This window comes from Rhizobium beringeri, from assembly GCF_004306515.1.
In the GTDB taxonomy this organism is placed as follows: Bacteria; Pseudomonadota; Alphaproteobacteria; order Rhizobiales; family Rhizobiaceae; genus Rhizobium; species Rhizobium beringeri.
Window position 1 is genome coordinate 566,284 of the sequence record NZ_SILG01000004.1, and the last position, 25,271, is coordinate 591,554.

General features: G+C 61.2%; 26 protein-coding genes. 9 read left to right on the plus strand and 17 right to left on the minus strand.

Annotated elements, in window-relative coordinates:
- Positions 1-17 precede the first annotated feature (17 nt).
- The 4 genes from ELH03_RS32225 to ELH03_RS32240 all read left to right on the plus strand — a co-directional run bounded on the left by ELH03_RS32225 (position 18) and on the right by ELH03_RS32240 (position 4,052).
- Complete coding sequence (locus ELH03_RS32225; RefSeq protein WP_128401715.1) at positions 18-1,301, plus strand: ABC transporter substrate-binding protein; 1,284 nt, start codon at positions 18-20, stop codon at positions 1,299-1,301.
- Between the two features lie 66 nt (positions 1,302-1,367).
- The gene (locus tag ELH03_RS32230) at positions 1,368-2,246 is read left to right on the plus strand and encodes a carbohydrate ABC transporter permease (RefSeq protein WP_028732343.1); all 879 of its coding nucleotides are present in this window, start codon (positions 1,368-1,370) and stop codon (positions 2,244-2,246) included.
- Entirely contained in the window at positions 2,243-3,070 is an 828-nt protein-coding gene (locus ELH03_RS32235) for a carbohydrate ABC transporter permease (protein WP_128401716.1), read from the plus strand. Before ELH03_RS32230 ends, ELH03_RS32235 begins: the two co-directional genes overlap by 4 nt.
- A gap of 4 nt (positions 3,071-3,074) precedes the next feature.
- A complete protein-coding gene (locus ELH03_RS32240; RefSeq protein WP_128401717.1) occupies positions 3,075-4,052 on the plus strand; it encodes an ABC transporter ATP-binding protein in 978 nt (325 codons plus the stop codon).
- A gap of 69 nt (positions 4,053-4,121) precedes the next feature.
- On the opposite strand, the gene ELH03_RS32245 is transcribed toward ELH03_RS32240, so the two are convergent.
- The 4 genes from ELH03_RS32245 to ELH03_RS32260 form a co-directional block, all read right to left on the minus strand.
- Entirely contained in the window at positions 4,122-4,520 is a 399-nt protein-coding gene (locus ELH03_RS32245) for a type II toxin-antitoxin system VapC family toxin (protein WP_128401718.1), read from the minus strand.
- On the minus strand, positions 4,517-4,768 hold the full coding sequence (locus tag ELH03_RS32250) for an AbrB/MazE/SpoVT family DNA-binding domain-containing protein (RefSeq protein ID WP_128411101.1): 252 nt from the start codon (positions 4,766-4,768) through the stop codon (positions 4,517-4,519). The genes ELH03_RS32245 and ELH03_RS32250 overlap by 4 nt, the downstream gene beginning before the upstream one ends.
- Before the next feature lie 235 nt (positions 4,769-5,003).
- The gene (locus ELH03_RS32255) at positions 5,004-6,296 is read right to left on the minus strand and encodes an NAD(P)/FAD-dependent oxidoreductase (protein ID WP_128401720.1); all 1,293 of its coding nucleotides are present in this window, start codon (positions 6,294-6,296) and stop codon (positions 5,004-5,006) included.
- Between the two features lie 3 nt (positions 6,297-6,299).
- Entirely contained in the window at positions 6,300-7,697 is a 1,398-nt protein-coding gene (locus ELH03_RS32260; protein WP_128401721.1) for an aminotransferase-like domain-containing protein, read from the minus strand.
- A 239-nt stretch (positions 7,698-7,936) separates the two neighbouring features.
- Between ELH03_RS32260 and ELH03_RS32265 the strand changes: the two genes are divergently transcribed.
- The 5 genes from ELH03_RS32265 (at position 7,937) to ELH03_RS32285 (ending at position 12,635) form a co-directional block, all read left to right on the plus strand.
- Positions 7,937-9,019 (plus strand): ABC transporter ATP-binding protein, encoded by a 1,083-nt coding sequence (locus ELH03_RS32265; protein WP_130767370.1) that lies wholly within the window; start codon positions 7,937-7,939, stop codon positions 9,017-9,019.
- Positions 9,020-9,067: 48 nt separating this feature from the next.
- Entirely contained in the window at positions 9,068-10,117 is a 1,050-nt protein-coding gene (locus ELH03_RS32270) for an ABC transporter substrate-binding protein (RefSeq protein WP_128401723.1), read from the plus strand.
- Between the two features lie 68 nt (positions 10,118-10,185).
- Positions 10,186-11,442, plus strand: coding sequence for an ABC transporter permease (locus ELH03_RS32275; RefSeq protein ID WP_128401724.1), 1,257 nt, complete (start codon positions 10,186-10,188; stop codon positions 11,440-11,442).
- Positions 11,442-12,263, plus strand: a complete 822-nt coding sequence (locus tag ELH03_RS32280; RefSeq protein ID WP_128401725.1) for an ABC transporter permease — start codon at positions 11,442-11,444, stop codon at positions 12,261-12,263. Before ELH03_RS32275 ends, ELH03_RS32280 begins: the two co-directional genes overlap by 1 nt.
- Before the next feature lie 15 nt (positions 12,264-12,278).
- Positions 12,279-12,635 carry a RidA family protein gene (locus tag ELH03_RS32285; protein ID WP_128401726.1) on the plus strand — a complete coding sequence of 119 codons (357 nt, stop codon included), beginning with the start codon at positions 12,279-12,281 and terminating at the stop codon, positions 12,633-12,635.
- A 51-nt stretch (positions 12,636-12,686) separates the two neighbouring features.
- Here ELH03_RS32285 and ELH03_RS32290 read toward each other — a convergent pair whose 3' ends face one another.
- The 13 genes from ELH03_RS32290 to ELH03_RS32350 all read right to left on the minus strand — a co-directional run bounded on the left by ELH03_RS32290 (position 12,687) and on the right by ELH03_RS32350 (position 25,261).
- Entirely contained in the window at positions 12,687-13,487 is an 801-nt protein-coding gene (locus ELH03_RS32290) for a phosphate/phosphite/phosphonate ABC transporter substrate-binding protein (protein WP_128411103.1), read from the minus strand.
- A gap of 40 nt (positions 13,488-13,527) precedes the next feature.
- Entirely contained in the window at positions 13,528-14,982 is a 1,455-nt protein-coding gene (locus tag ELH03_RS32295; RefSeq protein WP_130806867.1) for an NAD-dependent succinate-semialdehyde dehydrogenase, read from the minus strand.
- Between the two features lie 10 nt (positions 14,983-14,992).
- A complete protein-coding gene (locus ELH03_RS32300; RefSeq protein WP_128401729.1) occupies positions 14,993-16,072 on the minus strand; it encodes an ABC transporter ATP-binding protein in 1,080 nt (359 codons plus the stop codon).
- Positions 16,069-16,869, minus strand: coding sequence for an ABC transporter permease (locus ELH03_RS32305; protein ID WP_128401730.1), 801 nt, complete (start codon positions 16,867-16,869; stop codon positions 16,069-16,071). Before ELH03_RS32305 ends, ELH03_RS32300 begins: the two co-directional genes overlap by 4 nt.
- Before the next feature lies 1 nt (position 16,870).
- A complete protein-coding gene (locus tag ELH03_RS32310) occupies positions 16,871-17,743 on the minus strand; it encodes an ABC transporter permease (protein ID WP_128411106.1) in 873 nt (290 codons plus the stop codon).
- 113 nt (positions 17,744-17,856) lie between these two features.
- Positions 17,857-18,867, minus strand: a complete 1,011-nt coding sequence (locus tag ELH03_RS32315; RefSeq protein WP_128401732.1) for a polyamine ABC transporter substrate-binding protein — start codon at positions 18,865-18,867, stop codon at positions 17,857-17,859.
- Positions 18,868-18,915: 48 nt separating this feature from the next.
- A complete protein-coding gene (locus tag ELH03_RS32320) occupies positions 18,916-19,239 on the minus strand; it encodes an NIPSNAP family protein (RefSeq protein ID WP_105010325.1) in 324 nt (107 codons plus the stop codon).
- Positions 19,240-19,244: 5 nt separating this feature from the next.
- Positions 19,245-20,708: an aldehyde dehydrogenase gene (locus ELH03_RS32325; RefSeq protein WP_128401733.1), complete on the minus strand. Its 1,464-nt coding sequence runs from the start codon at positions 20,706-20,708 to the stop codon at positions 19,245-19,247.
- Positions 20,709-20,712: 4 nt separating this feature from the next.
- Positions 20,713-21,753, minus strand: coding sequence for an LLM class flavin-dependent oxidoreductase (locus tag ELH03_RS32330; RefSeq protein WP_128401734.1), 1,041 nt, complete (start codon positions 21,751-21,753; stop codon positions 20,713-20,715).
- Positions 21,750-22,685, minus strand: a complete 936-nt coding sequence (locus tag ELH03_RS32335) for a flavin reductase family protein (protein ID WP_128401735.1) — start codon at positions 22,683-22,685, stop codon at positions 21,750-21,752. Before ELH03_RS32335 ends, ELH03_RS32330 begins: the two co-directional genes overlap by 4 nt.
- Positions 22,682-23,527 (minus strand): alpha/beta fold hydrolase, encoded by an 846-nt coding sequence (locus tag ELH03_RS32340; protein ID WP_128401736.1) that lies wholly within the window; start codon positions 23,525-23,527, stop codon positions 22,682-22,684. The genes ELH03_RS32335 and ELH03_RS32340 overlap by 4 nt, the downstream gene beginning before the upstream one ends.
- Before the next feature lie 14 nt (positions 23,528-23,541).
- On the minus strand, positions 23,542-24,144 hold the full coding sequence (locus ELH03_RS32345; RefSeq protein WP_128401737.1) for an amino acid synthesis family protein: 603 nt from the start codon (positions 24,142-24,144) through the stop codon (positions 23,542-23,544).
- 424 nt (positions 24,145-24,568) lie between these two features.
- Positions 24,569-25,261 (minus strand): GntR family transcriptional regulator, encoded by a 693-nt coding sequence (locus ELH03_RS32350; protein ID WP_128401738.1) that lies wholly within the window; start codon positions 25,259-25,261, stop codon positions 24,569-24,571.
- Positions 25,262-25,271 lie beyond the last annotated feature (10 nt).

A 25,271-nucleotide genomic window follows, 5' to 3' on the forward strand; every position in this document is an offset into this window, starting at 1 on the left:
TTCAGAGGAGGAACGTCATGACACATCGGATAAAACTCATTCTTGCGGGCGCGTCCGCGCTTTTGGCACTGGTCGCGGCTGGCCCGTCGCATGCAGGCACCACGCTGTCATTCCTGATCGACAACAACCCGGACACCGTCGCAGCGGCCGAGGCACTGGTTGCCGCCTATCAGGCAAAGGCACCCGACGTGACGATCGAAATCGAGCCGCGGGCCGGTGGCGGCGAAGGCGACAACATCATCAAGACGCGCCTGGCGACGGGGGAGATGTCCGATGTGTTTCTCTACAATTCCGGCTCGCTGCTACAGGCGCTGAAGCCGACACAGACGCTTGTCGATCTGAGCGGCCTGTCGTCGCAAGCGAAGGTCGACGAAGGTTTCAAATCGGTCGTCCGTGCCGATGGCAAGCTCTATGGCGTTCCTTTCGGCACGGCGATGGCGGGTGGGATCCTCTACAACAGGAAAATCTACCAGGACCTTGGCCTCTCCGTCCCGAAGACATGGGCGGACTTCATGGCGAACAACGCGAAGGTCAAAGCATCAGGAAAGGTCGCCGTGGCGCAGACCTATCGCGATACCTGGACCTCGCAGCTGTTCGTTCTGGCTGACTATTACAACCTGCACGCGGCCGTGCCGAACTTCGCCGCAGACTATACCGCCAACAAGGCAAAATACGCAGAGACGCCTGCGGCCCTGAAGGGCTTCGAACGGCTGAAGGACGTTCACGACGCCGGTCTGATGAACGAAGATTTCGGCGCGGCAAGCTACGACGATGGCCTGAGAATGGTGGCAACCGGCGAGGCAGCGCATTATCCGATGCTGAGCTTCGCGGTCGGCGCGCTCAAACAGAATTATCCCGAAAACCTCAACGATGTCGGCTTTTTCGCGCAGCCGAGCGACGACGCCGCAACCAACGGCTTGACGGTCTGGATGCCGCCAGCCCTTTACATTCCCTTGACCAGCCAGCACGCCGAGGAAGCGCGGAAATTCGTCGATTTCGCCGGAAGCGTCGAGGCCTGCAAGATCATGGTGGAAACCAACGCCGTTCAGGGGCCTTCCCTGATCGACGGCTGCGACCTGCCAGCTAGCGTACCGCCTGCTATCAAGGACATGCTCCCCTATTTCGAGGCCAAGGACAAGACGACCCCGGCGCTGGAATTCGTTTCGCCGATCAAGGGACCGGCTCTTGAGCAGATCACCGTCGAAGTCGGCTCCGGTATTCGCCAGCCGGCCGAAGCGGCAAAGCTCTATGACGACGACGTGCGCAAGCAGGCCAAGCAGCTCGGTCTTCCCAACTGGTAGCGGCCTTTCGGGTCAATTAACCTCGCTCCTAACGGGGCGAGGTTCCACCCGATCGAAGAGGTAGTCATGACCGAGACACGCCCCCGCTCGCGCAAATCGCCCTACCCGCTGTGGTTTTTCATTCCGGCCGCAATCATCTACGGCGTGCTGTTTCTGGTTCCCACGGTATCCTCTCTTTGGTTCAGCCTCACACGCTGGGATCTTTCGACGGCCGAATTCATCGGGCTCGAAAATTTTCAGCAGTTCTTTTCCGAACCATTCCTGGTCAAGGGACTGGTCAACACGCTGATCTATGCCGTGACGACATCCGGCCTGAAGACGGTCTGCGGGCTGCTGCTTGCCGTGCTGCTGACCAGCAATATCTTCGCCCGCGGCTTCCTGCGCACGCTGGTCTTCTTTCCCGTCCTGGTCTCGACGATCGGCATCGGCATCACCTTCACGGTGATGATGCATCCGACCAGGGGCATCATCAATGTCACGCTCGAGACGCTCGGCATTCCCGGCCCGGGATGGCTTACCAATCCGGCGCTGGCGCTTTTTTCGGTGGCTTTGGTCGATGTCTGGAAGGGGGTCGGCCTCGCCACCCTGATCTTCATCGCCGGGCTTGCCGCGATCAGCCCCGACTATTATGAGGCCGCGAGGATTGACGGGGCCACGCGTCTCCAGCAATTTTTCCGGATCACCCTGCCGCTCGTGCGTCCCGCCACCGTCATCGTGGTGACATTGTCGCTGATCGGCGGGCTTCGATCCTTCGATCTGATATGGGCCATGACCCGCGGCGGTCCCGGTTTCTCCTCCGATGTGATCGCCTCGGTCATTTATAAGCAGTACCAGGCGGGTTTCTACGGCCTGTCGACAGCCGGAAACGTCATCCTGTTCGCGCTGATCGCCATCATCATCCTGCCATTCACCCTGTGGTTCAACCGGCGCGAGGTCGAGGAATGAGAAACGTCCGCCCTTACGTGACCGGCGCGATAGCCCTTGCGGTGGCGGCCGTCATCTTCGTCATGCCCTTCGTTTTCGTCGCTCTCCAGGCGGTCAAATCGAAATCCGAAGCGTCTCGCCTCGATTTCGAATTGCCCGAGCATTGGCTGTTCTGGGATAATCTGGTCGCCGTCTTCAAGGCGCGCGACTACCAGCTCGCGCTCGCCTATTTCAACTCCACGCTGATCACCGTGGTCTCCGTCACGATCCTGATCCTGCTGTCGGCAATGGTCGGATATGTGATGCAGCGCCGCAAGACCGTCTGGAACAAGGTGGCCTCCATTGCCCTGTTCATGGGTCTGATGATGCCGCCGGCCGTCGTGCCTACCATCGGCCTCCTGCAGGAGATCGGTCTCTTCAAGACCATGACCGGGATGATCCTGATCCAGGTCGCCTATAATCTCTCCTTCTCGACATTGCTCTACCGGTCGTTCATTTCGACCATACCACGCGACCTCGACGAGGCGGCGCTGATCGATGGCGCCAAGCCCCGACAGATTTTCTTCAGAGTGATCCTGCCGCTGCTGAAGCCGGTGACCGTCACCAACATCGTCGTTCAGTCGATCGCGATCTTCAACGATTTTACCAACCCGCTCTACTACCTTCCCGGCAAGGAGAACGTGACCGTGCAGCTGACGCTCTATAATTTCCAGAGCATGTATACGAGCCAGTACAATCTCCTCTTCATGAATATCCTCCTCGTGACGATCCCGCCGCTCGTCGTCTTCATTTTCTTCAACCGGCAGATCGTCGCCGGCATGACGGCCGGCGCAGTAAAAGGGTAACCGAATGGCTGAGCTCACTCTCAAGCAAGTTCGCAAGAGCTTTGGCGCCCTTGAAGTCATCAAGGGAATAGATCTGGAGGTTGCTTCCGGCGAGTTCGTCGTTTTCGTCGGCCCGTCTGGATGCGGAAAATCGACGTTGCTGCGGATCATCGCCGGCCTGGAAGACGCGACCTCAGGCACGTTGACCATCGGCGGCAAGGACGTGACCTATGCCGAACCCTCCGAGCGCGGCATTGCCATGGTGTTCCAGAGCTACGCGCTCTACCCGCATATGACCGTTGCCGAGAATATCGGCTTCGGCCTTTCACTCGCCCGCCGCCCAAAGGCGGAAATCGCCGCCAAGGTCGCGGCGACGGCTGAAACGCTGCAGCTGACCCAGCTGCTGGAGAGAAAGCCGAAAGCACTCTCCGGCGGCCAGAGGCAGCGCGTCGCCATCGGCCGAGCGATCATCCGCGATCCCAAGGTCTTCCTGTTCGACGAGCCGCTCTCCAATCTCGACGCTTCGCTCAGAGCCCAGATGCGTCTTGAGATCGCCGATCTGCACGCCCGCCTGAAATCGACGATGATCTATGTCACCCACGACCAGGTCGAAGCCATGACGATGGCGGACAAGATCGTCGTCCTGAAAGGCGGCGCGGTCGAGCAGATCGGCAGCCCGATGGAACTCTACCGTAATCCCGCAACACCATTCGTTGCCGGCTTCATCGGCAGCCCGAAGATGAACCTCTATGGCGGCGAGATAGCGCGGCGAATGAACTGCACGACCTACGGCATCCGCCCCGAACATATCAGGCTTTCGGAAGGTGTCGGGCAATGGCAGGGCAGGATCCGGCATGTGGAGCGGCTTGGCGCCGACGCAATCCTCTACCTCGACGTCCCCGAACTCGGCGAGATGGTGGTGCGCGCCGAAGGCGAGACGCCGTTTGCGCCTGGTATGACAGTCTGGGCAAATCCGGTCGAAGGAGCGGAACATCGGTTCTGAGGCTAAGACGAAAAGCACCAGGCCAACATTCGTGCTCTCTTTTTCACCACCTCGTGAGCCTGTGGAGTGTCAGGCGAGAAGAAGCGCGGGCTGGCCCTGGCGGATTACCAGTTCGACCGCCTGCTTGTCGAAAGACACGAAGCTCTCGCCACCAAGCCATGCTCCTTCATGGGCAATCACGCCATCTGCAAAATCGCCACCCGCCTCCAGCATGGCCAGTCCTGCTTCGACCGCCGGGCGGTTCATTGCCACATTGCCCGCGTTGAGCAGGTCGTGGATCGTCTGTGAAACATCTTCCTTTGATAGCTTGGCTCCTCGACGCAGTATCCAGACCAACTCACACAAGCTCGACAGGGAAACCGCGATCAGCGATGCTTCCTTGAGAAGTTTTGCCGCTGCCCTCCCCTGCTCAGCATCATCCTGCAGAACTGCTCGAGCAAGAATGTTGGTATCGACTGAGACTTTCATTCCTCGCCGGCCCAGCCCGAAGCCGCGATTTCGTTCATCTCTTCGATGGTCAACGGCTTTTTCGTCTTGCCAGCATGCCGGCCGATAAAATCGTCGATCGTCCCCGTTGGACGAGCAGCCTTTACCCGCAGCTCGCCCCCAGGCAGCTTGTCGAATTCGATCCGCTCCCCCGGTTTGACCCCAAGGTGCGTCAGCAAATCCCGTCTCAGCGTGATTTGCCCTTTCATTGTGACGGCAAGGGAAGCCATGGAAAATCTCCTATCTTCAACCCATACAGAAGTAATGGAATTGTTCCTTACATTCAAGGTTCGAGTGAAACGGACTTTGCCTTCACCTGCCTGGTTCGTGTGGCTCACTCCAACCGAAGAAAAAGCGCCGATGCTGAGCCGCCTTCCATGCTTCCTCACACCCAAGCATGACGGTCATGAGCGAGTGTCATTTTGCCTGACGCGCATGCAGACGCAACGAGGAAATTGAAGCCAGTTAGAACCGGTCGGGACGCAGGGGCGTCAGATCGACAGCCGGTCTCTGTCCCGCAACCAGCTGGGAAACCAGATAGCCGGTCAAAGCCGACAGCGTCAGGCCGAGATGGCCGTGGCCGAAGGCATAGGTGACGCGGGGCAAACGGCGGGAGCTACCGATCACCGGAAGTGAATCCGGCATGGATGGCCGAAAACCCAGCCACTCGTCGCTGCCCTGTCCGGCCGCCGGCAGGAGCATTTTCACGCCGTCACGGATCATCGCGGTCCGCTTGGGGTTCAACGGAGCGGCAAGTCCGCCGAGTTCGACGGTTCCGGCCGCGCGCAATCCATCTGCCATCGGCACCATGTAGAAGCCGTGTTCGGGATAACAGACCGGGCGCGACAGCAGATTGCCCGCTTGCGGGAACAAGACGTGATAACCGCGCTCGGTGTCGAGCAGGACGCGATCGCCTATCGATGCGGTCAGCTTGCGCGAATGAGCGCCGGCGGCGACGACCGCATGGTCCGCAAGGATTTGCTTGCCCGCGATCCGCAGGCAGATGCCGTTGTCGCGCGACTCGATCACCGCGACTTCGCCTCGGACGATCTCTCCTCCGCCGTTTATAACAGCCTGGGCGAGCGCGAAGGCGAGTTGCCTGGGGCTGGAAAACACATAGGCGTCCCGGAACAGCACGCCCTTGTGGTAAAGCGGCGCAAGATTGGGCTCCATGCTCTTGATATCGGCGCGGTCCAGCCGGTCCATGGCGACGCCATGGCGTTCACGCAGCCCGTTTTCGGCGTCAGCCGCCCGGAATTGTGCTTCGCTCTTGTAGAGATACAGGCAGCCGTCGTGCCGCTTCAGCCGTTCGGCGCCTGCCGCAGTCACAAGCGGTTGCCAGGCGGCATCGGCGTGAGAAAGCAGCATCGCCAGTGTCCCGGCGATCCGCTCGACCTCGGCTTTCGTACTCGACGCCAGGAAGGCGCGCAGCCACGGGACCAGTTGCGGCAGGTATTTCCAGACGATCGCCAGCGGACCGAGCGGATTGAGCAGCATGCCCGGCACACGCCAGATGACGCCTGACGTCGCGACGGGAACGACGCCGTGCGGCGCAAAGGTGCAGGCATTCCCGTAGGAACAGGCCTGCCTGTAGGAAGCATCGCCCAAGGGCGGCGCCGGATCGATAATCGTGACCCGATGCCCCATTCTTTGCAGCCAGAGGGCAGAGCAGAGGCCGACCAGTCCGGCACCGACAACGGCCACATGCCGGCGTTCGGCGTCGGGCAAGGGCTGAAGCTCCGGCAGCGGCCTGTTCATCGCCTAGACCAGGCCTGCCAGAGCACGGGGACGATCGTTCAGCGTGGCGGCAATGATGCGCAGGGCCGTTGCAAGTTCGTCGCGCGACGACGCGCAGCCGACATTGACGCGAACGGCATGCTCGACCGGCTGGCGGTCACAGGCAAAGGCGGTGGCGGCCATGACGGCAACGCCATGGGCGCGCAGATTGGCGGCAAAATCCTCGCATCGCCATGGCGCCGGCAACCTCAGCCATAAAAACATGCAGCGCGGATCGGCGGAGAAGGAATGGCCGGCAAGGATCGTCGTGACAATCGCATAGCGCGCGCGCAGCTCCGCAAGCTGAGCCTTCAGGATCGCTTCGGCCGTGCCGTCCTCCAGCCAGCGGGTCGCAAGCAGCAGCGGCAGCGGAGAGGGCATCCAGGCGGTCGTACGGACCGCCTCGGCAGACAGCAGCGCCCGGCCGGGCGGGCACAAGAGATAGCCGACGCGCAGACCCGGCGCCAGCGCCTTGGAGAGTGCTGATATATGGTAGGTTCTGGTTGGAGCAAGCGTGATCAGGGCGCTTGCGCGGGTCCCGAGCATCGGTCCATAGACATCGTCCTCGATGATGACGAGATCGTGCTTTTCCGCGACATCGACCAGATCCCGCCGGCGAGCCTCGCTCATGGTGACGACGGTCGGATTGTGCATTGAGGGAACCGTGAAGACGGCGCGCACGCTCTCCCGGCCGCAGATATCGTCAAGCTCCGCCGCCGACATGCCCTGATCGTCACTTCCGATGCCGATAATGCGGAAGCGGAACATCTGGGCAAGCGCGATCAGGCCATAATAGGTCAGCCGATCGCAGACGATGGTGTCGCCGGGTTCAATCAGGCTGCTGATCACCGCCAGCAAAGCATGCTGGGCGCCACTGGTGACGACGATATCGTCTTCGGACGGATCGAAGCCGTTGAGCGATATCCACTCTCTCGCGGCGTGGCGCGCCCAGGCAGGACCTTCCGGCGGCTGATACTCCTGCATCTGGCGAAAGCGCCGGTCCGATGAAAGGTCCGGCAGGGATTGGGCGAGGCGCTGCTGGAAATCGTCGACGGCCGGCCGGTTGACCGTCAGGTCTATGACACCGGACGGGTTCGCCGCCCGGTCGACCCGCGGCATGGCGCCGTCGCCCATGACGATCGTGCCGCGCCGAGTGCTGCCCATCACAAGATTGAGGTTCTGCAATTCGCGGTAGGCGCGCGTGACGGTGGAGACGTTGAGCGACCGCTCCCGCGCCAGGTCGCGCTGCGGCGGGAGCTGGCTGCCGGGAGGCAAGGCGCCCGAACGGATCTTCGCCTCGAGCTCGCGTGCGAGCTCCAGATAGGCCGGTATCCGCGTTTCCCGCTCCTGATTTGTCCGGGTCACTTCCAATCTTTCAGACATACAATTCCTGTAACAGGGTCCAACTTCCATAAGCTAGGTGCAGGCGCATTTAAGCACAGATCCCGCGATTCAGCATGGTTTCGTGCGACATAGCATGCTTTTCCAGTGTTTTCGAGATCTGCAGCTGCCACCATACAAAATTATTTGTGTGGCTTGACAAGCGGAAATAGACCGAGACAATATGACCTCGCATCGAGACAAAGAGGCAGGGACCCGGCCGATGCTAACAGGAGGACTTCATGAGCGAGCGCTTCATTGCTTTCGAGGGCGTGCGTAAATCCTATGACGGCGTCAGCTATGTCGTGCGCGGCTTGGACCTCGACGTCGCCAAAGGCGAGTTTCTGACCCTTCTCGGCCCTTCCGGATCCGGCAAGACCACGACACTGATGATGCTGGCCGGTTTCGAGGCGCCGACCGACGGGACGATCACGCTTGCCGACAACAGGATCGACAGTGTGCCGCCGCATCGCCGCAATATCGGTGTCGTCTTCCAGAATTACGCGCTGTTCCCGCATATGACCGTCGGCGAGAACGTCGCTTTCCCGCTGAAAATGCGCCGGCTCGGCAAGGCTGAGATCACCGAGCGGGTGCGCCGCGCGCTCGACATGGTGCGCATGGCGAGCTTCGAAACGCGGCGGCCCAACCAGCTTTCCGGCGGACAGCAACAGCGCATCGCGCTTGCCCGCGCCCTCGTCTTCGAGCCGCAGCTGGTGCTGATGGACGAGCCGCTCGGTGCGCTCGACAAGCAGCTTCGCGAGCATATGCAGCTCGAGATCAAGCACCTGCATGCCCGCCTCGGCATCAACGTCGTGTACGTCACCCACGACCAGAGCGAGGCACTGACCATGTCGGATCGGGTCGGCGTGTTCAATGACGGCATCCTGCAGCAGATCGCGCCGCCGCACGCGCTCTACGAGACGCCGGCAAACCCCTTCGTCGCAACCTTTATCGGCGAGAACAATGCGATATCAGGCGAAGTCGTCGCGATCGAAAATGCGGTCTGCCGAATTCGCGCGCCCGATGGTTCGATCATTACCGGCCATGCCGGAGAAGGATTGAAGGAAGGCGCGCGGGCAACGCTGGTGTTGCGGCCCGAGCGGATTCAGCTGGCGCCCGCAGCCGAGGTTCCGAACCGGTTTGCGGCGACGCTCAAGGAAATCATCTATCACGGCGATCATGTCAGGTTGCGCGTCTCAGCCTGTGGCTGCGACGACGTCTTCATCAAAGTGGCCGCCGCCCAGGACATTCCGGTTCATGCGACAGGCGCGAATACCGTCATCGGCTGGACGCCAGAGGATTGCCGCGTCCTCGCGCTCTCCTGACCGGACATTCCTTCTTTCGCAAACGCAGCTACAAAAAGGGGAACCACCATGATGCGTTTAAACTGCATGCTTCTCAGTTCCGTCATGACTCTTGCCATCGCAGGAGCCGCATTTGCCGAGGATACGCTGACCGTCACATCCTGGGGCGGCGCCTATACGAAGAGCCAGGAGGAGGCCTTTTTCAAGCCCTTCGCCAAGGAAACCGGCACCAAGATCCTCCAGGATGAATGGGACGGCTCGACCGCCAAGCTGAAGGGCATGGTCGAAACCGGCCAGGTCACCTGGGATGTCGTCGACGTCGAACCCAGCCATGCGCTTCAGGGCTGCGACGAAGGCTGGCTCGAAACGATCGACTATTCGAAGCTCGGCGGCAAGGACGCCTTCATCGACGGCGCCGCGATGGATTGCGCGGTCGCGACGATCGTCTTCGGCACCATCTATGCCTATGATGCCGCCAAGTTCCCGAATGGCGGGCCGACGACGATGGCCGATCTGTTCGACACGACCAAGTTCCCCGGGCCGCGCGCCTTGCGCAAGTCGCCGAAGACCACGTTGGAATTTGCGCTGATTGCCGACGGCGTCAAACCGGCCGAGGTCTACGACGTGCTCGGGACGCCGGAGGGCGTCGATCGCGCCTTCAAGAAACTCGACACCATCAAGAAGGATGTGAAGGTCTGGTGGACGGCAGGCGCGCAGCCGCCGCAGCTTCTCGCCGACGGCGAAGTCGTGATGACCACCGCATGGAACGGCCGCATCTACGATGCCGTCAAGAACAGCGGCAAGAACTTCAAGATCGTCTGGGACGGCCAGGGAATGGACTTCAATCTCTGGGCCGAGCCGAAAGGCTCGAAGAACAAGGAACTGGCGGACAAATTCGTCGCCTTCACCGTCAATCCCGACGTGATGGCGCAGCAGTCCAAATATATTTCCTATGGCCCGACCCTGAAAGCGGCCATCGCCAAGGTTCCGCCGGATATTCTCGTCGATCTCCCGACTGCGCCGGACAATACGAAGAACGCATTTGTCGTCTCCTCCGAGTTCTGGGCCGATCATGATGAGGAGTTGACCGAACGCTTCAACAAGTGGCTCGCACAGTAACCTCGTCGGGCGGACGAGTGTCCCCTGGCTTCGTCCGCCCCTTTCTCTACCGCAGGAAGGCATGAGCGATGGTGATCGCGACAATGAATGAAGGCGACGGCTCTGTGATTGCCGCACGCACGCGGATGAAAAGCCTCGGCAGTGCGAAAAGCAAGGCGCAACTGAGAGCGCTGCTGCTGGTCGCGCCGCTGTTGATCTTCCTGCTGCTCGTCTTCGTCCTGCCCATTGCCCTGTTGTTGACACGCGCGGTCGACAACAGGGCGGCTTCCGCCGCCCTGCCCTACACGATGTCGGCCCTTTCCGGCTGGGATGAACAATCCGTGCCCGACGAAGCATTGTTTGCCGCCTTCGCCACCGATCTGAAGCAATCGCCGCGCGACCAGATCGCCGAGGTGGCCAAGCGTCTCAACTATTACGAGACGGGCATGCGCTCGATGCTCTTGAAAACCGCCCGCACGATCCGCGACGCGAAGCCGCCCTACAAGGCCGCTTTTGTCGCCATCGATCCCAAGTGGGAGACGCCGCACTACTGGACGCTCATCAAGAATGCATCGCCGCCCTTCACCGACTATTACCTGCTCGCCTCGCTCGACCTGGAGCGCGACGCGTCAGGCGCCATCGGCAGGGTCTCAGCGGAGAATGCGGTGCATGTCGATGTCCTGATCCGCACATTCATCGTCAGCGCTTCGGTCACCGTGATCTGCCTGTTTCTCGGCTATCCCCTCGCCGCCCTGATTGCCCGGTCGAAAGGGGCGGTTGCCAATATGCTGCTGATCCTGGTGCTCCTGCCGTTCTGGACCTCGCTTCTGGTGCGCACCAGCGCCTGGGTCGTCCTGCTGCAGGGACGCGGCGTGATCAACTCGGCGCTCATCTGGCTCGGCCTGATCGACCCCGCGCATCCCCTCGACCTGATCTACAATCGCATCGGCGTGCTGATTGCCATGACCCATATTCTGCTGCCCTTCATGGTGCTGCCGATCTATAGCGTCATGAAGAGCATACCTCCGGTCTATCTGCGTGCCGCCTCGTCACTTGGCGCGCCGCCGGTATCGGCCTTCTTCCGCATATACCTGCCGATGAGCATGCCTGGTGTCAGCGCCGGCGGGCTGCTCGTCTTCATCCTGGCGCTTGGCTATTACATCACACCGGCTTTGGTCGGCGGGCCGGGAGACCAGATGGTGAGCTATTTCATTGCCTATTACTCCAATCAGGTCACGAACTGGGGCATGGCGGCGGCTTTGAGCACGATCCTGCTGGTGGCGGTGCTGATCCTCTACGCCGTCTACAATCGCATCGTCGGCATCGACCGGCTGAGGATAGGCTGATGACGAATTTCCTTTCTTTCCCGCGGCTGTTTTCGATCCTCTTGTGGCTGGTTGGCGGCCTCGTGATCCTCTTTCTGATCGCGCCGATCGTGGCGATCGTGCCGCTCTCCTTCAATGCCGAGCCGTTCTTCACCTATCCCATGCCCGGCCTGTCGCTCCGCTGGTATCGCGAATTCTTCGATTCCAACGTCTGGCAGCTAGCGCTGAAAAACAGCATCATCGTCGCCGTCTTCGCCACGCTTCTATCGACCTTTCTCGGCACGCTTGCCGCAATCGGCCTCAGCCGGCCCTCCTGCCCGGCGCGTGCAACGCTGACCGCCATTCTGATTTCACCGATGATCGTGCCGGTCATCGTTTCGGCGGTCGGCATCTACTATGCCTTCGCGGCCGTCGGGCTGCTCAACAGCCTGACCGGGTTGGTGCTGGCGCATACTGCGATCGGCGCCCCTTTCGTGGTGATCACCGTGACCGCGACGCTCGCAAGTTTCGATCACAATCTGATGCGGGCGGCATCCAGCCTCGGCGCAGCCCCTGTTGAAGCGACGTTGCGCATCATGCTGCCGGTCATAGCGCCCGGGGTGGCGTCCGGCGCCCTCTTCGCCTTCGTGACGTCGTTCGACGAAGTGGTGATTGCACTCTTCATCGCCGGCTCCGAAGAACGCACGCTGCCGCGCCAGATGTGGAGCGGCGTGCGCGAAACGCTGAGCCCGACGATCGCCGCGGTCGCCACGCTTCTTATCCTGTTTTCGACGCTGTTCCTCGCCACGATCCAATGGCTGCAGCGACGCGCCGAACGCCAGAGGATTGCGCATAGGGATTAATTCAGGGGGTTGAGCATGCAGATCGAACGCTACGAAACCGGAAAGCGGATGAGCCAGGCCGTGACCTATGGCGGCTTTGTCTTCCTCGCAGGCCAGGTCGCCATCGATGCGCCCGGCGCGTCCGTCCGCGAGCAGACGACCAACATCCTGGCGCGGATCACCCGGCTGTTGGAAAGCGTGGGCAGCAATCCGACACGGATCCTCAGCGCAACCATCTGGCTTGCTGACATGTCCGAGTTCGAAGAGATGAATATCGTCTGGGATGCCTGGGTGCCTTCGGGTCATGCGCCGGCGCGCGCGACGGTCGAAGCAAGGCTCGCCGGCCCGCAATTTTCCGTGGAGATCGGCATCATCGCAGCGACTGGGAAGTAATGGTTCGCGCCTGCCGTCATTTCGTCCGGCCGGATATGAATTCGTGTGAACTCAAGCTCTCATTTGTGGCAATGCGTCGCCGGCCAGCGATAAAAGCGTCGCGTAATCATCTTCGGAAAGTACTGCAAAATCGACGAGGCCAAGGGTCGCACGCGCGGCTGCCAGCGATGGCTCCCTGATGGCGGCGTCAAGCGCATGTCGCAGCAGAATGACTGTCTCCTCCGATGCATCGCCGGAGGTGATGAATGGGAGACCGGGGCCTTTGGGCGTTTCAGCGATGATGCGGACCGCTTGGAGACGGCCGGGATCGAAGCGGCGAATATTCGCATAGGTGACGCAATCGATGGCGGCACTCTCTGCCCTACCCTCGGCAACGGCGGCGATGCTGCCGCGATGGCTACCGGTTTCGATAATCCGGCCGAAGAAGCGGCCGCTGCCGGCAAGCGAAGCGACCGCTGCGCGAAAGAAATTGCTGCCGGAATTGCTGTCAGGGCTATTGATCGCAGCCGTGGTGCCCCGCAAATCCGCCAGCGAGCGAAGCGGAGAATCCTTGCGGACGACAATGAAGCTGCGCATCAGCGGGCCGTCGCAGCCGGGATGGTCATAGACCGGCGTCGCCACCAGGCGGACCCTGCCTCGCAGGCTCCTGGCAAAGGGATAGCCGCATGCCTGCGAGAGAAGAAGATCCGGCCTCAGCCAGGCTTCGTCATAGGGAACTGTCTGATCGAGCTTTTCAGGCAAGTCCTGGAGGCCGGCATTCAAGAGATAATGCCGGAGGAACGACCATAGCTCAGCCGTCGCATCCGCGAGCGGCTCCGATGTGACATACATGGCGATGCTGACGAGAGGCATTCTGGCCTTTCCCTGCGACGAGGCGCAAGCATCGACCAGATCAGGCAATGCCGCCGAGGCATACATATTTGAGCTCGGTATATTCGTCCAATCCGTGCCTCGACCCTTCGCGACCGAGACCCGACATTTTCACGCCGCCGAACGGCGCCTCGGCCGTCGAGACAAGGCCGGTATTGACGCCGACCATGCCATATTCGAGCGCTTCGGCGACGCGAAATACCCGCGACAGATCGCGCGCGTAAAAATACGAAGCCAGCCCGAACTCGGTGTCATTCGCCTGTTCGATGACGTCCTCTTCGTCGCGGAAGCGAAAAAGCGGCGCAAGCGGCCCGAAAGTTTCCTCGCGTGCGACCTGCATGCCGGCAGCGACATCGCGCAGGATTGTCGGCTCGAAAAAATGGCCGCCAAGCGCGTGGCGCTTGCCGCCTGAAACGATCCCGGCACCCTTTGCAACGGCGTCGCGGATATGGCTTTCGACCTTGGCGACGGCATTCTCGTCGATCAGCGGGCCAAGCACGACGTCACGGTCGAGACCGTTGCCGACCTTCAGGCCCGAAACCGCCGCAGCGAGCTTGGCGGCAAACGCCTCGTAGACGCCGTCCTGGACATAAAGGCGATTGGCGCAAACGCAGGTCTGGCCGTTGTTGCGGAACTTGGCGATGAGCGCGCCTTCAACCGCAGCGTCGAGATCAGCGTCGTCGAACACGATGAAGGGTGCATTGCCGCCAAGTTCGAGACCGAGCTTTTTGATCGTTGGCGCGCATTGCCGGTAAAGCAGCTCGCCCGTCCGAGTGGAGCCGGTGAATGTCAGGACCCGAACGTCACGGCTTGCCGTCAGCGCCCCGCCAATTGCCGCTGCGTCACCCGTGACGATGTTGAGAAGCCCCTGCGGCAGGCCGGCACGCTCACCGAGAACGGCGATGGCGATGGCGGAGAATGGCGTCTGCAGCGCCGGCTTGAGAACGACCGCACAGCCGGCGGCAAGCGCGGGCCCAATCTTGCGGGTGATCATCGCGTTCGGAAAATTCCAGGGCGTGATGGCGGCCACTACGCCTGCCGGCTGGCGCAGGACGAGGATCCTCTTGTCGGCCTGATGTCCCGGGATGGTCTCGCCATTGATGCGTCTCGCCTCTTCGGCGAACCATTCGATGAAGCTCGCGCCATAGGTGATCTCCCCCTTGGCCTCGGCCAGGGGTTTTCCCTGTTCCAGCGTCAGGATCATCGCCAGATCGTCGCGGTTTTCGATCATCAGCCGATGCCAAGCCTTCAGAACGGCGGCGCGCTCCCCGGCGGTCTTCTTCGCCCAAAGCTTCTGGGCAATCACGGCAGCGCGGATAGCATCTTCCGTTTCCGCGGCACCGAGGTCAGGGACCACCCCCAGAGGCTCGCCTGTGGCCGGATTGCGGATAGTCGCCGCCTTGCGGCCTTCCGCTTCGATCCAGCGATCGGCGATGGGGCATGCCTGACGGAAGAGCGAGGGATCATTGAGCTTCATATGACAACTTTCAACAGAACACGTGAGCGGCACCGGGATCGAAATCCAGATGGACTATATCTCCGCGGCTGAGCCCCGCGATAGCCTCATGACCGAACGGCAGGCGAACCGCCAGCGCCTCGCCTGTCGCTGTCTCGGTCGAGACGTGAATATTGTTGCCGAGAAAGGTAATGTCGCTGACAGTTGCGGCAAGACCCGCTCCCGACGCTTGAGCGCGCGACAATCGAATGCGCTCAGGCCTCAGCATCAGGGCTGCCCTCGTCCCGGAGGTTCCTTTTCCATGCACCGGAATATGATTGAAGACGCTCCCGCCGCCAAGCGAAATGGTGGCCTGTCCATCGGAGGATGACAGCAGGTCGCATGAAATGAAGTCGCTGTCGCCGATGAATTCGGCAACGAAGCGGGTCCGCGGATTGGCGTAGAGTTCCGGCCCCGTCCCGATCTGGTCGATGACGCCCTTGGAAAAGACGGCGATGCGGTCGGAGAGCCGCAGCGCCTCCTCCTGGTCGTGCGTGACATAGAGGATCGTCACTTCGGTCTGCTGATGGATCCGGCGTATCTCATGCTGGATTTCCTCGCGCAGCTTCTTGTCGAGCGCCGACAGCGGCTCGTCCATCAGAAGCACCGGCGGATCATAGGCAAGGGCTCTGGCAAGGGCGACGCGCTGCTGCTGGCCGCCGGACATTTGCGCAGGCTTGCGATCCTCGAAGCCTTCGAGCCTGACGAGACGCAGCATCTCCTTCACCTTGCTGTCGACCTCGGCTTTGGACTTGCGCCGGACCTTCAGCGGGAATGCGATGTTTTCGCCCACCGTCAGGTGCGGAAACAGGGTGTAGCGCTGGAACACCATGCCGATGTTGCGCTTGTGCGACGGCGTGGCGAGCAGGGTCTTGCCCTCCAGCGTGATGTCGCCCTTCGTCGGAGTTTCAAAACCTGCCAGGATATAGAGGGTCGTGCTTTTCCCGGATCCGGACGGTCCGAGAAAGGTCAGGAACTCCCCGCGCCGGACGTCGAGATTGACGTCGTGGACGGCGACGACCGGGCCGTATTCCTTGCGTATTCCCCGGATCTGAAGGAATGGTTCTTTCATTGTTTCAGTACCTTACGCACGACGGCAACCAGCGCCATCAAGATGATCGTCAAAAGGATGAGAAGGGTCGACGCCGCAGCGACGACCGGCGTCAGATCTTGCCGCAGCGTCGCCCATACTTTTACCGGCAGCGTCTGCAGGGTCGGGCTGGACATGAAGATCGCCACCACCACCTCATCCCAGGATGTCAGGAACGAGAAGACGGCCGCCGAAAACAGCCCATGGCTGATCGCAGGCAGGGTGACCCTGATCTTTGCTTCCAGAGGCGAGGCCCCGCACAGAACCGCCGCATCCTCGATCGACTTGTCGAAGCCCTCCAGCGCATTTGAGATGGAAAGGATCGAGAAGGGCAGCGCGAGAACGAGGTGCGAAATGACGAAGCCTACCAACGTGCCGCCAAGGCCGATCCTCAGGAAGAAGGCATAAAGGGCAACCGCAAGAACCACGACAGGGAGGATCATCGGCGTCAGGAACAGCGCTTTCAGCGCGTCGCGGAACAGGAACGAGCCGCGCACCAGCCCGAAGGAGGTCACGAGCCCGAGCAGCACCGACAGGATCGTCACGATGACCGCGATCTTGAAGCTCGTCCAGGCCGATTCCAGCCAGCGCGGATCGGCAAAGAGCTCGCTGTACCATTGAAACGTCCAGCCGGGCGGTGGAAAGATCAGCCACTGCGAGGAGCCGAAGGACAGGGCGGCGATAAAGACGATCGGCAGCAGCAGAAAGGCCGCAGTCAGAACCGTTATCGTCAGCAGGATGTATTTCCACCAGCCGAGGCGGTCGAAATTGAGCAACATGTCAACGTCCTCCCGGGTTCTGGTTGCCGACGAAGCGCAGCTGCACGGCATAAAGCAACAGGGTCACCACGAGGAGAACCAGCGCCGCAGCACCTCCCATTCCCCAGTTGACCAGCGACTGCACGAATTGCGCGATAAGCTCTGCGAGCATCATGTTGGCGGTGCCGCCGAGAAGCGACGGCGTGACGAAATAACCAAGCGACATGACGAAGACCATGAGGGCACCAGCCGCCATGCCAGGCATGGCCAAGGGCAGCAGGACACGGGTCAGGCACTGCCACCGGTTGGCACCGCAAAGTGCTGCCGCCTGCAGGGTCGACGGGTCGATCTTCTTGATCACGCCGTAGAGCGGCAGGATGATGAAGGGCAGCATGATATAGGTCATGCCGATGGTGACCCCGGTCAGGTTGTTGACGAGCGCTAAGGGTTTGTCGATCAGCCCCATTCCGATCAGCATCTTGTTGATCAGCCCCGTCCGCTGCAACAGCACCATCCAGGCATAGGTGCGGGCAAGCAGGTTGGTCCACATCGACAGGAGCAGGATGGCAAAAATCACCGACGTGAGGCGCCCGGGCATGATTGCCAGCGCCCAGGCAACGGGAAATCCGATCAGCAGCGAAATCACCGTGACGAGACCGGAGACGATGAAGGTATTGGCGAAGATCTTGAGATAGGTCGCGGACCCGATCAGCTGCGCATAGTTTCCAAAGCCCGGAACGGGTTCCAGCACGCTGCGCAACAAGAGCACCGCTACCGGCGCGATGAAAAAGATCGTCACGAAGGCGAGAGCCGGAAGGACCCCGCCGAACCCTGTTGCCCCTCGCGCCTTTGGCAGGGGCGCAATTGCGCCGGAGGCATCGCTATATGTCGACATGACAGTCCTTCCCACCCGTCAATTTCCGCAGGCGCCGAGGTCCAACAAACGGGCACCGACGCTGCGGGAGGCACGGCGAACATTCGCCGTGCCCGTTCATCTCAAGTTTCAGGCTATTTCGCCTGCCAGGCGTACCACTTCTCGCCGATGGCATCGCGATTATCAGCCCAGTAGTTCATGTCGGCATTCACCTGGCTGGCCGTCTGCTGATCCGGCAGGGTCTTGGCCGTCTCCGGATCCATCAGCTTGGCCGAGTCAACGTTGATTGGTGCATATCCGGTGGCTTTTGCAAGGGCGGCCTGCGGTTCGGCCGAAGTCGCCATTGCAATGAATTTCATCGCGGCTTCCGCGTTTGGCGAACCCTTCGGCACGACGAGTGAATCCGCAGCGGTGATGTTCTGTTCCCATGAGGTCTCGGTCTTGATACCGCTCGCCGCAAGGGCGGTCATGCGGCCATTCCAGACACTGCCGAAGGGAGCCTCGGCGGATGCCAGAAGCTGCTGCGACTGTGCGCCGCCCGACCACCAGACGATATCCGATTTGATCGTATCAAGCTTCTTGAAGGCACGGTCGAGATCAAGCGGATAGAGCTTATCGGCGGCCACGCCGTCGGCAAGCAGCGCCGCTTCGATCACGCCGGGAGCCGACCACTTGTAGAATGTGCGCTTTCCCGGAAACTTAGTCGTGTCGAACAGATCCGCCCAGGTCTTCGGGCAGGCGCTGACGGCATCGGCATTGCAGCCGATCACGAAGGAATAATAGAAACTGCCGACCGAATAGTCGGTCACGAAGCGCGGATCGAGCTTGGATTTGTCGATGACGGAGAAATCGAGTTTCTCGAGCTGGCCACTCTTGCCGGCCTGGGCAGCATAGTCGCCTTCGACGTCGACGACGTCCCAGGTGACCTGACCGGCCTCGACCATCGCCTTGAGCTTGCCGTAATCCGTCGGCCCGTCCTGTACGACGGTGATACCGGTCTTCTCGGTGAACGGGCTGGCCCATGCAGCCTTCTGCGCGTCCTGGGTCGTTCCTCCCCAGCTCGAGAAGACCATGTTGTCGGCGTGCGCCGGTCCGGACACAGCCACGAATGCGGCAACCGCCGCGAAAGCAAATGTTGTTTTCATGTTCCCTTATCCTTGTTCTGGTTTGTCCTACGGGTATGCCTTATGCCGTCAGTGCGCCTCGCTCCTGGGAGAAAAGTTAGCTGGCTTCATAATCTTGTTTTCCGCCACCTCGATGAGATCGCGGATCTTGGGCAGGAAGGCCTGCCACCGGGGATCGGCCAAAAGCCTCTGGCGCCTCGCCTCCCGATCGTCCAGGCTCGCAAAGGCCCAGATGTGGACGATCTCGTTGATCGTTCCGATCTCCGAAAAGAAGTAACCGACGAGCATGCCGAGATGGCTCTTCTGGATCTCGATCCCCTCCTCCTCGACGACCTTCAGATATTGCGGGATCGTGCCGTTCTTCAGCCGATAGGTGCGGATCTCGTAAAACATCGGCGCTACCTCATCACGAAGGGATCGGGGATCGGATCGTCCGACGTCCTGAGCCAGATCGTCTTGGTACGGGTATAGTCGAGAGCCGCGGCCATGCCGCCTTCCCTGCCATGGCCCGACAGGCCGAAACCGCCGAACGGCGCGATCGGCGAGACGGCGCGGTAGGTGTTGACCCAGACTATCCCGGCACGGAGCCCCTTCATCAGCCGGTGCGCCCGGGTCAGGTTCTGGGTGAAGACGCCGGAAGCCAGGCCATAACGGGTATCGTTGGCGAGCCGCAGCGCCTCCGCCTCCGTCTCGAATGACACGACGGACAAGACCGGCCCGAAGAATTCCTCGATCAGCGAGGGCGAGGCGACATCGTCGCAGTCGAGAATGGTCGGCGGGAAATAATAGCCTTCGCCGTCGATCTTGCGCCCTCCCGTGACGAGGCGGGCGCCGCTTTCAATCGACTTGGCTACGAGGGCGCCGATATTGTCCTGCTGGCGCTTGGTGGCAAGCGGGCCGACTTCTGTCGCCATATCGAGCGGAGCCCCGATCCGGATCGCCTCCGCCTTATCCCGCAGCAGGGCGACGAATTTGTCCTTGACGCTGCGTTCGACGATCAGCCGTGACCCGGCAACGCAGCTCTGCCCTGTCGCGGCGAAAATTCCCGCGACCTGGGCGTTGGCCGCGCTCTCGAGATCTGCATCGGCAAAGACAATGAACGGCGACTTGCCGCCAAGTTCAAGCGAGGTGGAGGCGAGGTTTTCGGCCGAGTTGCGAACGACGTGCCGGGCGGTTTCAGGGCCGCCGGTAAAAGCGACATGCGCGACCTTCGGGTGCCGGCCGAGGGCGGCGCCGCAGGAGGCGCCGAAACCCGTGATGATGTTGACGACGCCGGCGGGAAAGCCTGCCTCGTGCACGAGGCGTGCAAATTCGAGAAGCGGCGCCGGCCCGTCTTCCGAGGCCTTGACCACCATCGTGCAGCCGGCCGCCAGCGCCGGGCCGATCTTCACCGCGGACAGGAAGAGCTGGCTGTTCCACGGCACGACCATCGCAACGACACCGATCGGCTCGCGGCGAAGCCAGACATCCATGTCGGGCTTGTCGATCGGCAGGTAGGCGCCTTCAATCTTGTCGGCGATGCCGGCATAGTAGCGATAGTATTCGGCGACATAAGCGATCTGCGCCGATGTCTCGCGGATGATCTTGCCGGTGTCGCGTGTCTCCAGTTCAGCGAGGACCTGCGCGTTGGCGGCAACCAGGTCGGCCAGCTTGTAGAGCAGCTTGCCGCGTTGCGTGGCCGTCAGTTTCGGCCAGGCGCCTTCGTAAAGCGCCCTGTCGGCCGCGTTGACAGCTCGATCGACATCCCCTTCGCGCGCTTCGGGCATATCAGCCCAGACCGTGCCGGAGGCTGGATCGATGCTCGGATAGCTGGCCTCGCCATCTGAGAATTCGCCATCGATGTAGTGCTGGAAACGCCGCATGGTCTTACTCCTGAAATGCTGGCATGACCTCGGTGATGAAGCGCTCGAGCGACGCCTTCTTGCGCTCGAAGCTCATGCCGGTGTCGATCCAGAAGGAATATTCGTCGTAGCCGAGCGCTTCATACGCCTTGAGCCGGTCGATGACGGTCTCAGCGTCGCCAACGACATTATTGGTGCGCATGACCTGATCCGACAGCATCGCGTTTGCTCTGATCTGTTCGTCAGGGATCCGTTCGATCAGACCCTGGGTAACCGGCTTCTCATTCTTGAACCAGGCGAAGAAATAATTGTAGTAGACGCTCAGTTCATGGGCGGCCTGCGCGACATCGTCCTCTGACGAGCCGACATAGGTATGGCGCAGCAACATGATCTTGGGCCGCTCGATATCGGGATGCTTGGCGCATGCGTCGTTGAAGCGCTCCATCAACGACTGAACCTCGTCGTCGCCCTGCCAGAGTGGCGTCACCTGAACGTTGCAGCCGTTGGCGACGGCAAATTCGTGCGAGTTCGGATCGCGCGCCGCAACCCATATGGGCGGGTTCGGCTGCTGCAGCGGTTTCGGCGCCGACGTGGTCGACGGAAACTTGAAGAATTCCCCGTCATGCGCGTAGTCGCCGGCCCATATGCCCTTGACCGCCGGGATGAGCTCGCGCATGCGCTGGCCAGCACCCCAGGCATCGAGACCGGGCAGCAGACGCTCGTACTCGAAGGAATAGGCCCCGCGCGCGATGCCGATGTCGAGTCGTCCATCGCAGATGATATCGGCCATGGCCGCCTCACCGGCGAGTTTGATCGGATGCCAGAAGGGGGCAATCACCGTTCCCGTCCCAAGCCGTGCCCGCGATGTGCGGCGCGCCAGATCGGCAATGGTCACGAACGGATTGGGTGCAATGGTGAAATCCATGCCATGGTGCTCGCCCGTCCAGATCGCGTGCATGCCGCCCTTGTCGGCGATCTCGCAGAGCGCGACGAATTCCTCGTAAAGGCTCTTGTGGCTTTGGCTGGCGTCGAGCCTTTCCATATGGACGAAGAGGGAGAACTTCATGCTTTTGCGTCCTTGGCTGGAATTGGGTGAACAGTGCCGCCGGTCTCGTCGCCGAAATAGACCCCGAAATTGCCGATCGAGCTTTCCATCGCAAAACGGTTGACGATATCGGCAGTCGAACTGGTCTTGAACTTTGCGGCAACCAATGCGTCAGGCTTCAGGAACCTGCCGCCGGCAGGCTCGCCCTCTCCGGCAACGGCGTGATAGACAATGTGCTGCTTGCCGTCGCTCTTGCCCTCATAAACCGAATAGAGAAAGCCGATGCTGACCTTCAGCCCGGTGAGCGCCTCCAGGTATTTTTGCAGTGCCTCGGTCGGGCTGCCGTCATGGGCGTCGACGCTTGGCAGGGAGAGCACATCCTCGCCGAGCAGCAGAACTTCCCCGCGGCGCTCGACAACGGCCGCAAGTTCCATATTGCCTTCGCTTGCTGCGGACACCGCCTTGCTTGCGAGCGTCGGCGTGAAATAACCGCCACGCGCATAACCCAGACCGTTGCGGCCGCTATTGTCGAAAGCTTCGATGCGCCCCATCAAGATGACGTGGTCGCCGGCCTCGATGACCTCTTCCATGGCACATTCGAACCAGGCCGCGACGCTTGAGAATATCGGGCAGCCTGCCGATCCCCTCGCCCACTCGACCGCCGCAAATCTGTCCTCGACCGGTCGCGCAAAGGTGTTCGACACGTCTTTCTGCGTTTCCGAAAGCACGTTGATCGCAAAATGCTGCGCTCCGGTCATGGTGGCGAAATTGCGCGACGTCTTGGCAAGGCAGACGAGGAGAAGCGGTGGATTGAGCGAGACCGAGGTGAAGGAGTTCGCCGTGAAGCCGATCGGATTTCCATCCCCGTCACAGGCGGTGACGACAGTCACCCCGGTCGGAAAGGCCCCGAATGCATCTCGCAGTGCTCTTGGGTCGACAGTCTGGATTGTCATCGTTCATCCTCCCCGAACGACAGCCACTCAGCGAGCAGCGAATTTACGATATCAGGCGCGGTCAGGTTCACCATATGACGATGGCCTTCGACGATGCGAGCGTAGCCCCGCGGCGCAAGCTCTGCCATTTGCGTCGCCATCAAGGGCGTCGAGTTCGGATCATCGGACCCCGTCAGAAACAGGGCCGGACCAGCCACGTCTTTCCAGCCGTCGGCGTAGGTCTCGTCTCCTCCCGCGAAGGCGGCGTAAGCGACGGCATATCCCTGGGGATCAACGAGGTTCAGCCATTTTCGCGTCAATTCACGCGCAGTGACGCTGTCCGCATCATCGCCGAACCAACGGGCCAGAGGGCCTTCCTTGTCGACGCCCGATACCGGAATGGCCGCGGCGCGCGAAAGCACGGCGGCCTTTGCTTCAGGGTCACGCCTGTAGACACCGTTGAGGTAGGCGACGCGGCTGATACGCTCGCCAAAGGTCGCGGCTGCCCCTCCCGAAACCAGTGCGCCCATCGAGTGCCCGGCAACATTTGCCGTGCCGATTGCCATCTCGTCGAGAAAGCGTCCGAACCAGGCGACGAACTCCTCGAGCCGACTGCCCGCCGGCAGCTTTGCGCTCTCCCCATGTCCCGGCATGTCGACAGCGATGACGCGATGGCCTGCAGACAGGAATGCGATCTGCGGAGCCCAGGCTTCAAGCCGCATGCCGACGCCGTGGATGAGAACCAGCGGCTCACCGCTGCCGGCCTCGTGATAGGCCGTTCCGCTTGCCGTCTTCTTTCGGGGCAAGGCACCGGCGGCGTTTGTTGCTGCAGCGGTGCGTGTGGTCGATCCGGCTGTCAGCATCTCAGAGCGCTCCTTCAAACGCCCGCAGGATTGGCAACGTCCTGCCCCAGGTCTTTCAGATCCTGGTAGCGGTCGCCGATGCGGTGATGCGGGCGCCCGCCTATCGAAGCGCCGAGAGCCACGACGATCTCGTCGGCAGCAGGCGCGTCGGGGATCGACGTCTGGATGGTCAGATAGTGCGAACGGCGGCCTTCATCATTCTTGTCCATCAGCGGGATCATGATCGGCGCATTGGCCGGACCGCGTGTGTTGCAAAAGGCGAGATAGGACTTGGCGCCGACGGCCTGGCGATAAAAATTGCCGAAACGCAGCGTATGAATGAGCGCGGACCCGTGTTCGATCTCGCCGTCCAGGCCGACGACAGCGGACTTTCCATATCCTTCGACAGCATCGCCGGACCCGACCGCATCGATGATGATCTTGGTCAGCAGCTCGCCGAGCACCGGAGCGCCTGCGTGAATTTCGGGCTTGAGGTCGTCGACGAAGCCGCGGCCCGCCCAGGGATTCTTCACGACCGCGAAGGCGGTAAACAGCTTCAGCGGAACCGCCGCGGCCTTGCCACCTTCGATCAGTGTCGTCTCGATCTGCAGTCCTGTCTTGCGAATTTGAATGGCCACTGAACACCTCATTTCTCAATTTGGTATTATGGTATACCATAATATATGAGTGTCAAGCTCGTTGCTGCTAGATGCAGTTCAGGCAGAGGCGGAGATTTTCAATTTGGCGCGCGTGTGCTCTCACGCTTCGAAAGCGCCTCTTCTTTCAGCTTATTGTCAGCATCCGCAGACCCCACGACGGCAGCGCCGAAGGCGCACGACAAGTCCGGAAATCACGATTGTCCCAGTTCATATGATACCGCCTTATGTATTATTTATTATGGCATACCATCACATTGAGCAAAGTTGGGTGTCAAGCTTGGAGTGCGGGGTGTGCTGAATTCCTAGGAATGTGATTGCGCCGGCTGCAGTGACATCGACAGATGTTCGGTGCCGGCGCTTTGCCATCCGCCACTGACGAAGACCGCAGCGGTCTCCTTCGTGCCTAGTCGGCAGGCTTCTTCGCCGACAGCACCGCTTCGGCAATCGCGCTCGCGGCGGCGACATGATCCATCGCGGCCTGGTAAGCCCCCTCGCCGTCGCCGCGGCGGATGGCGTCCACGATCTTCGACATCTGCAGCGGCCCTTCGATGCCGCGCCTCTCCGTCTTGATCGTCATCGAGCGCAGGTGGTTTATGCGCACGGTGAGAAGATTGACGACACCCCAGGCAACGTTCCTGTCAACCATCGTGAACAGCGTCTGATAGAAGGAAGAGGTGTTCGTCAGCACAGCCGCCATGTCGTTGTCGCGGTAACTGTTGCGGATTCCGGCCAGCGATTCCTCCAGCGCAGCGACGATCTCCGGGCTGCGGCGCTCCGCGCATAGCCGCGCCGCCATGCCTTCCAGCGCGCCACGGATCTCATAGATCTGCTTGGCTTCGTCGATGTCGAGCTGCGCGACGATCGGCCCCTTGTTCGGCAGATTGGCGACAAGCCCTTCCGATTCCAAATGTCTCAGAACCTCGCGCACAACTGTTCTGCTGACACCAAGCTGGGCGCAGAGGTCACGCTCGACAAGGCGATCTCCGGGACGGAAATATCCGTTGACGATGGCTTCGCGGACCTTGTCGAGCGCCAATTCCCGCAAGGTCTTTGCAGGACGCTCAACTCTAATGGCGTCCTTCAGAGCACCGCTCATTCTGTACCTC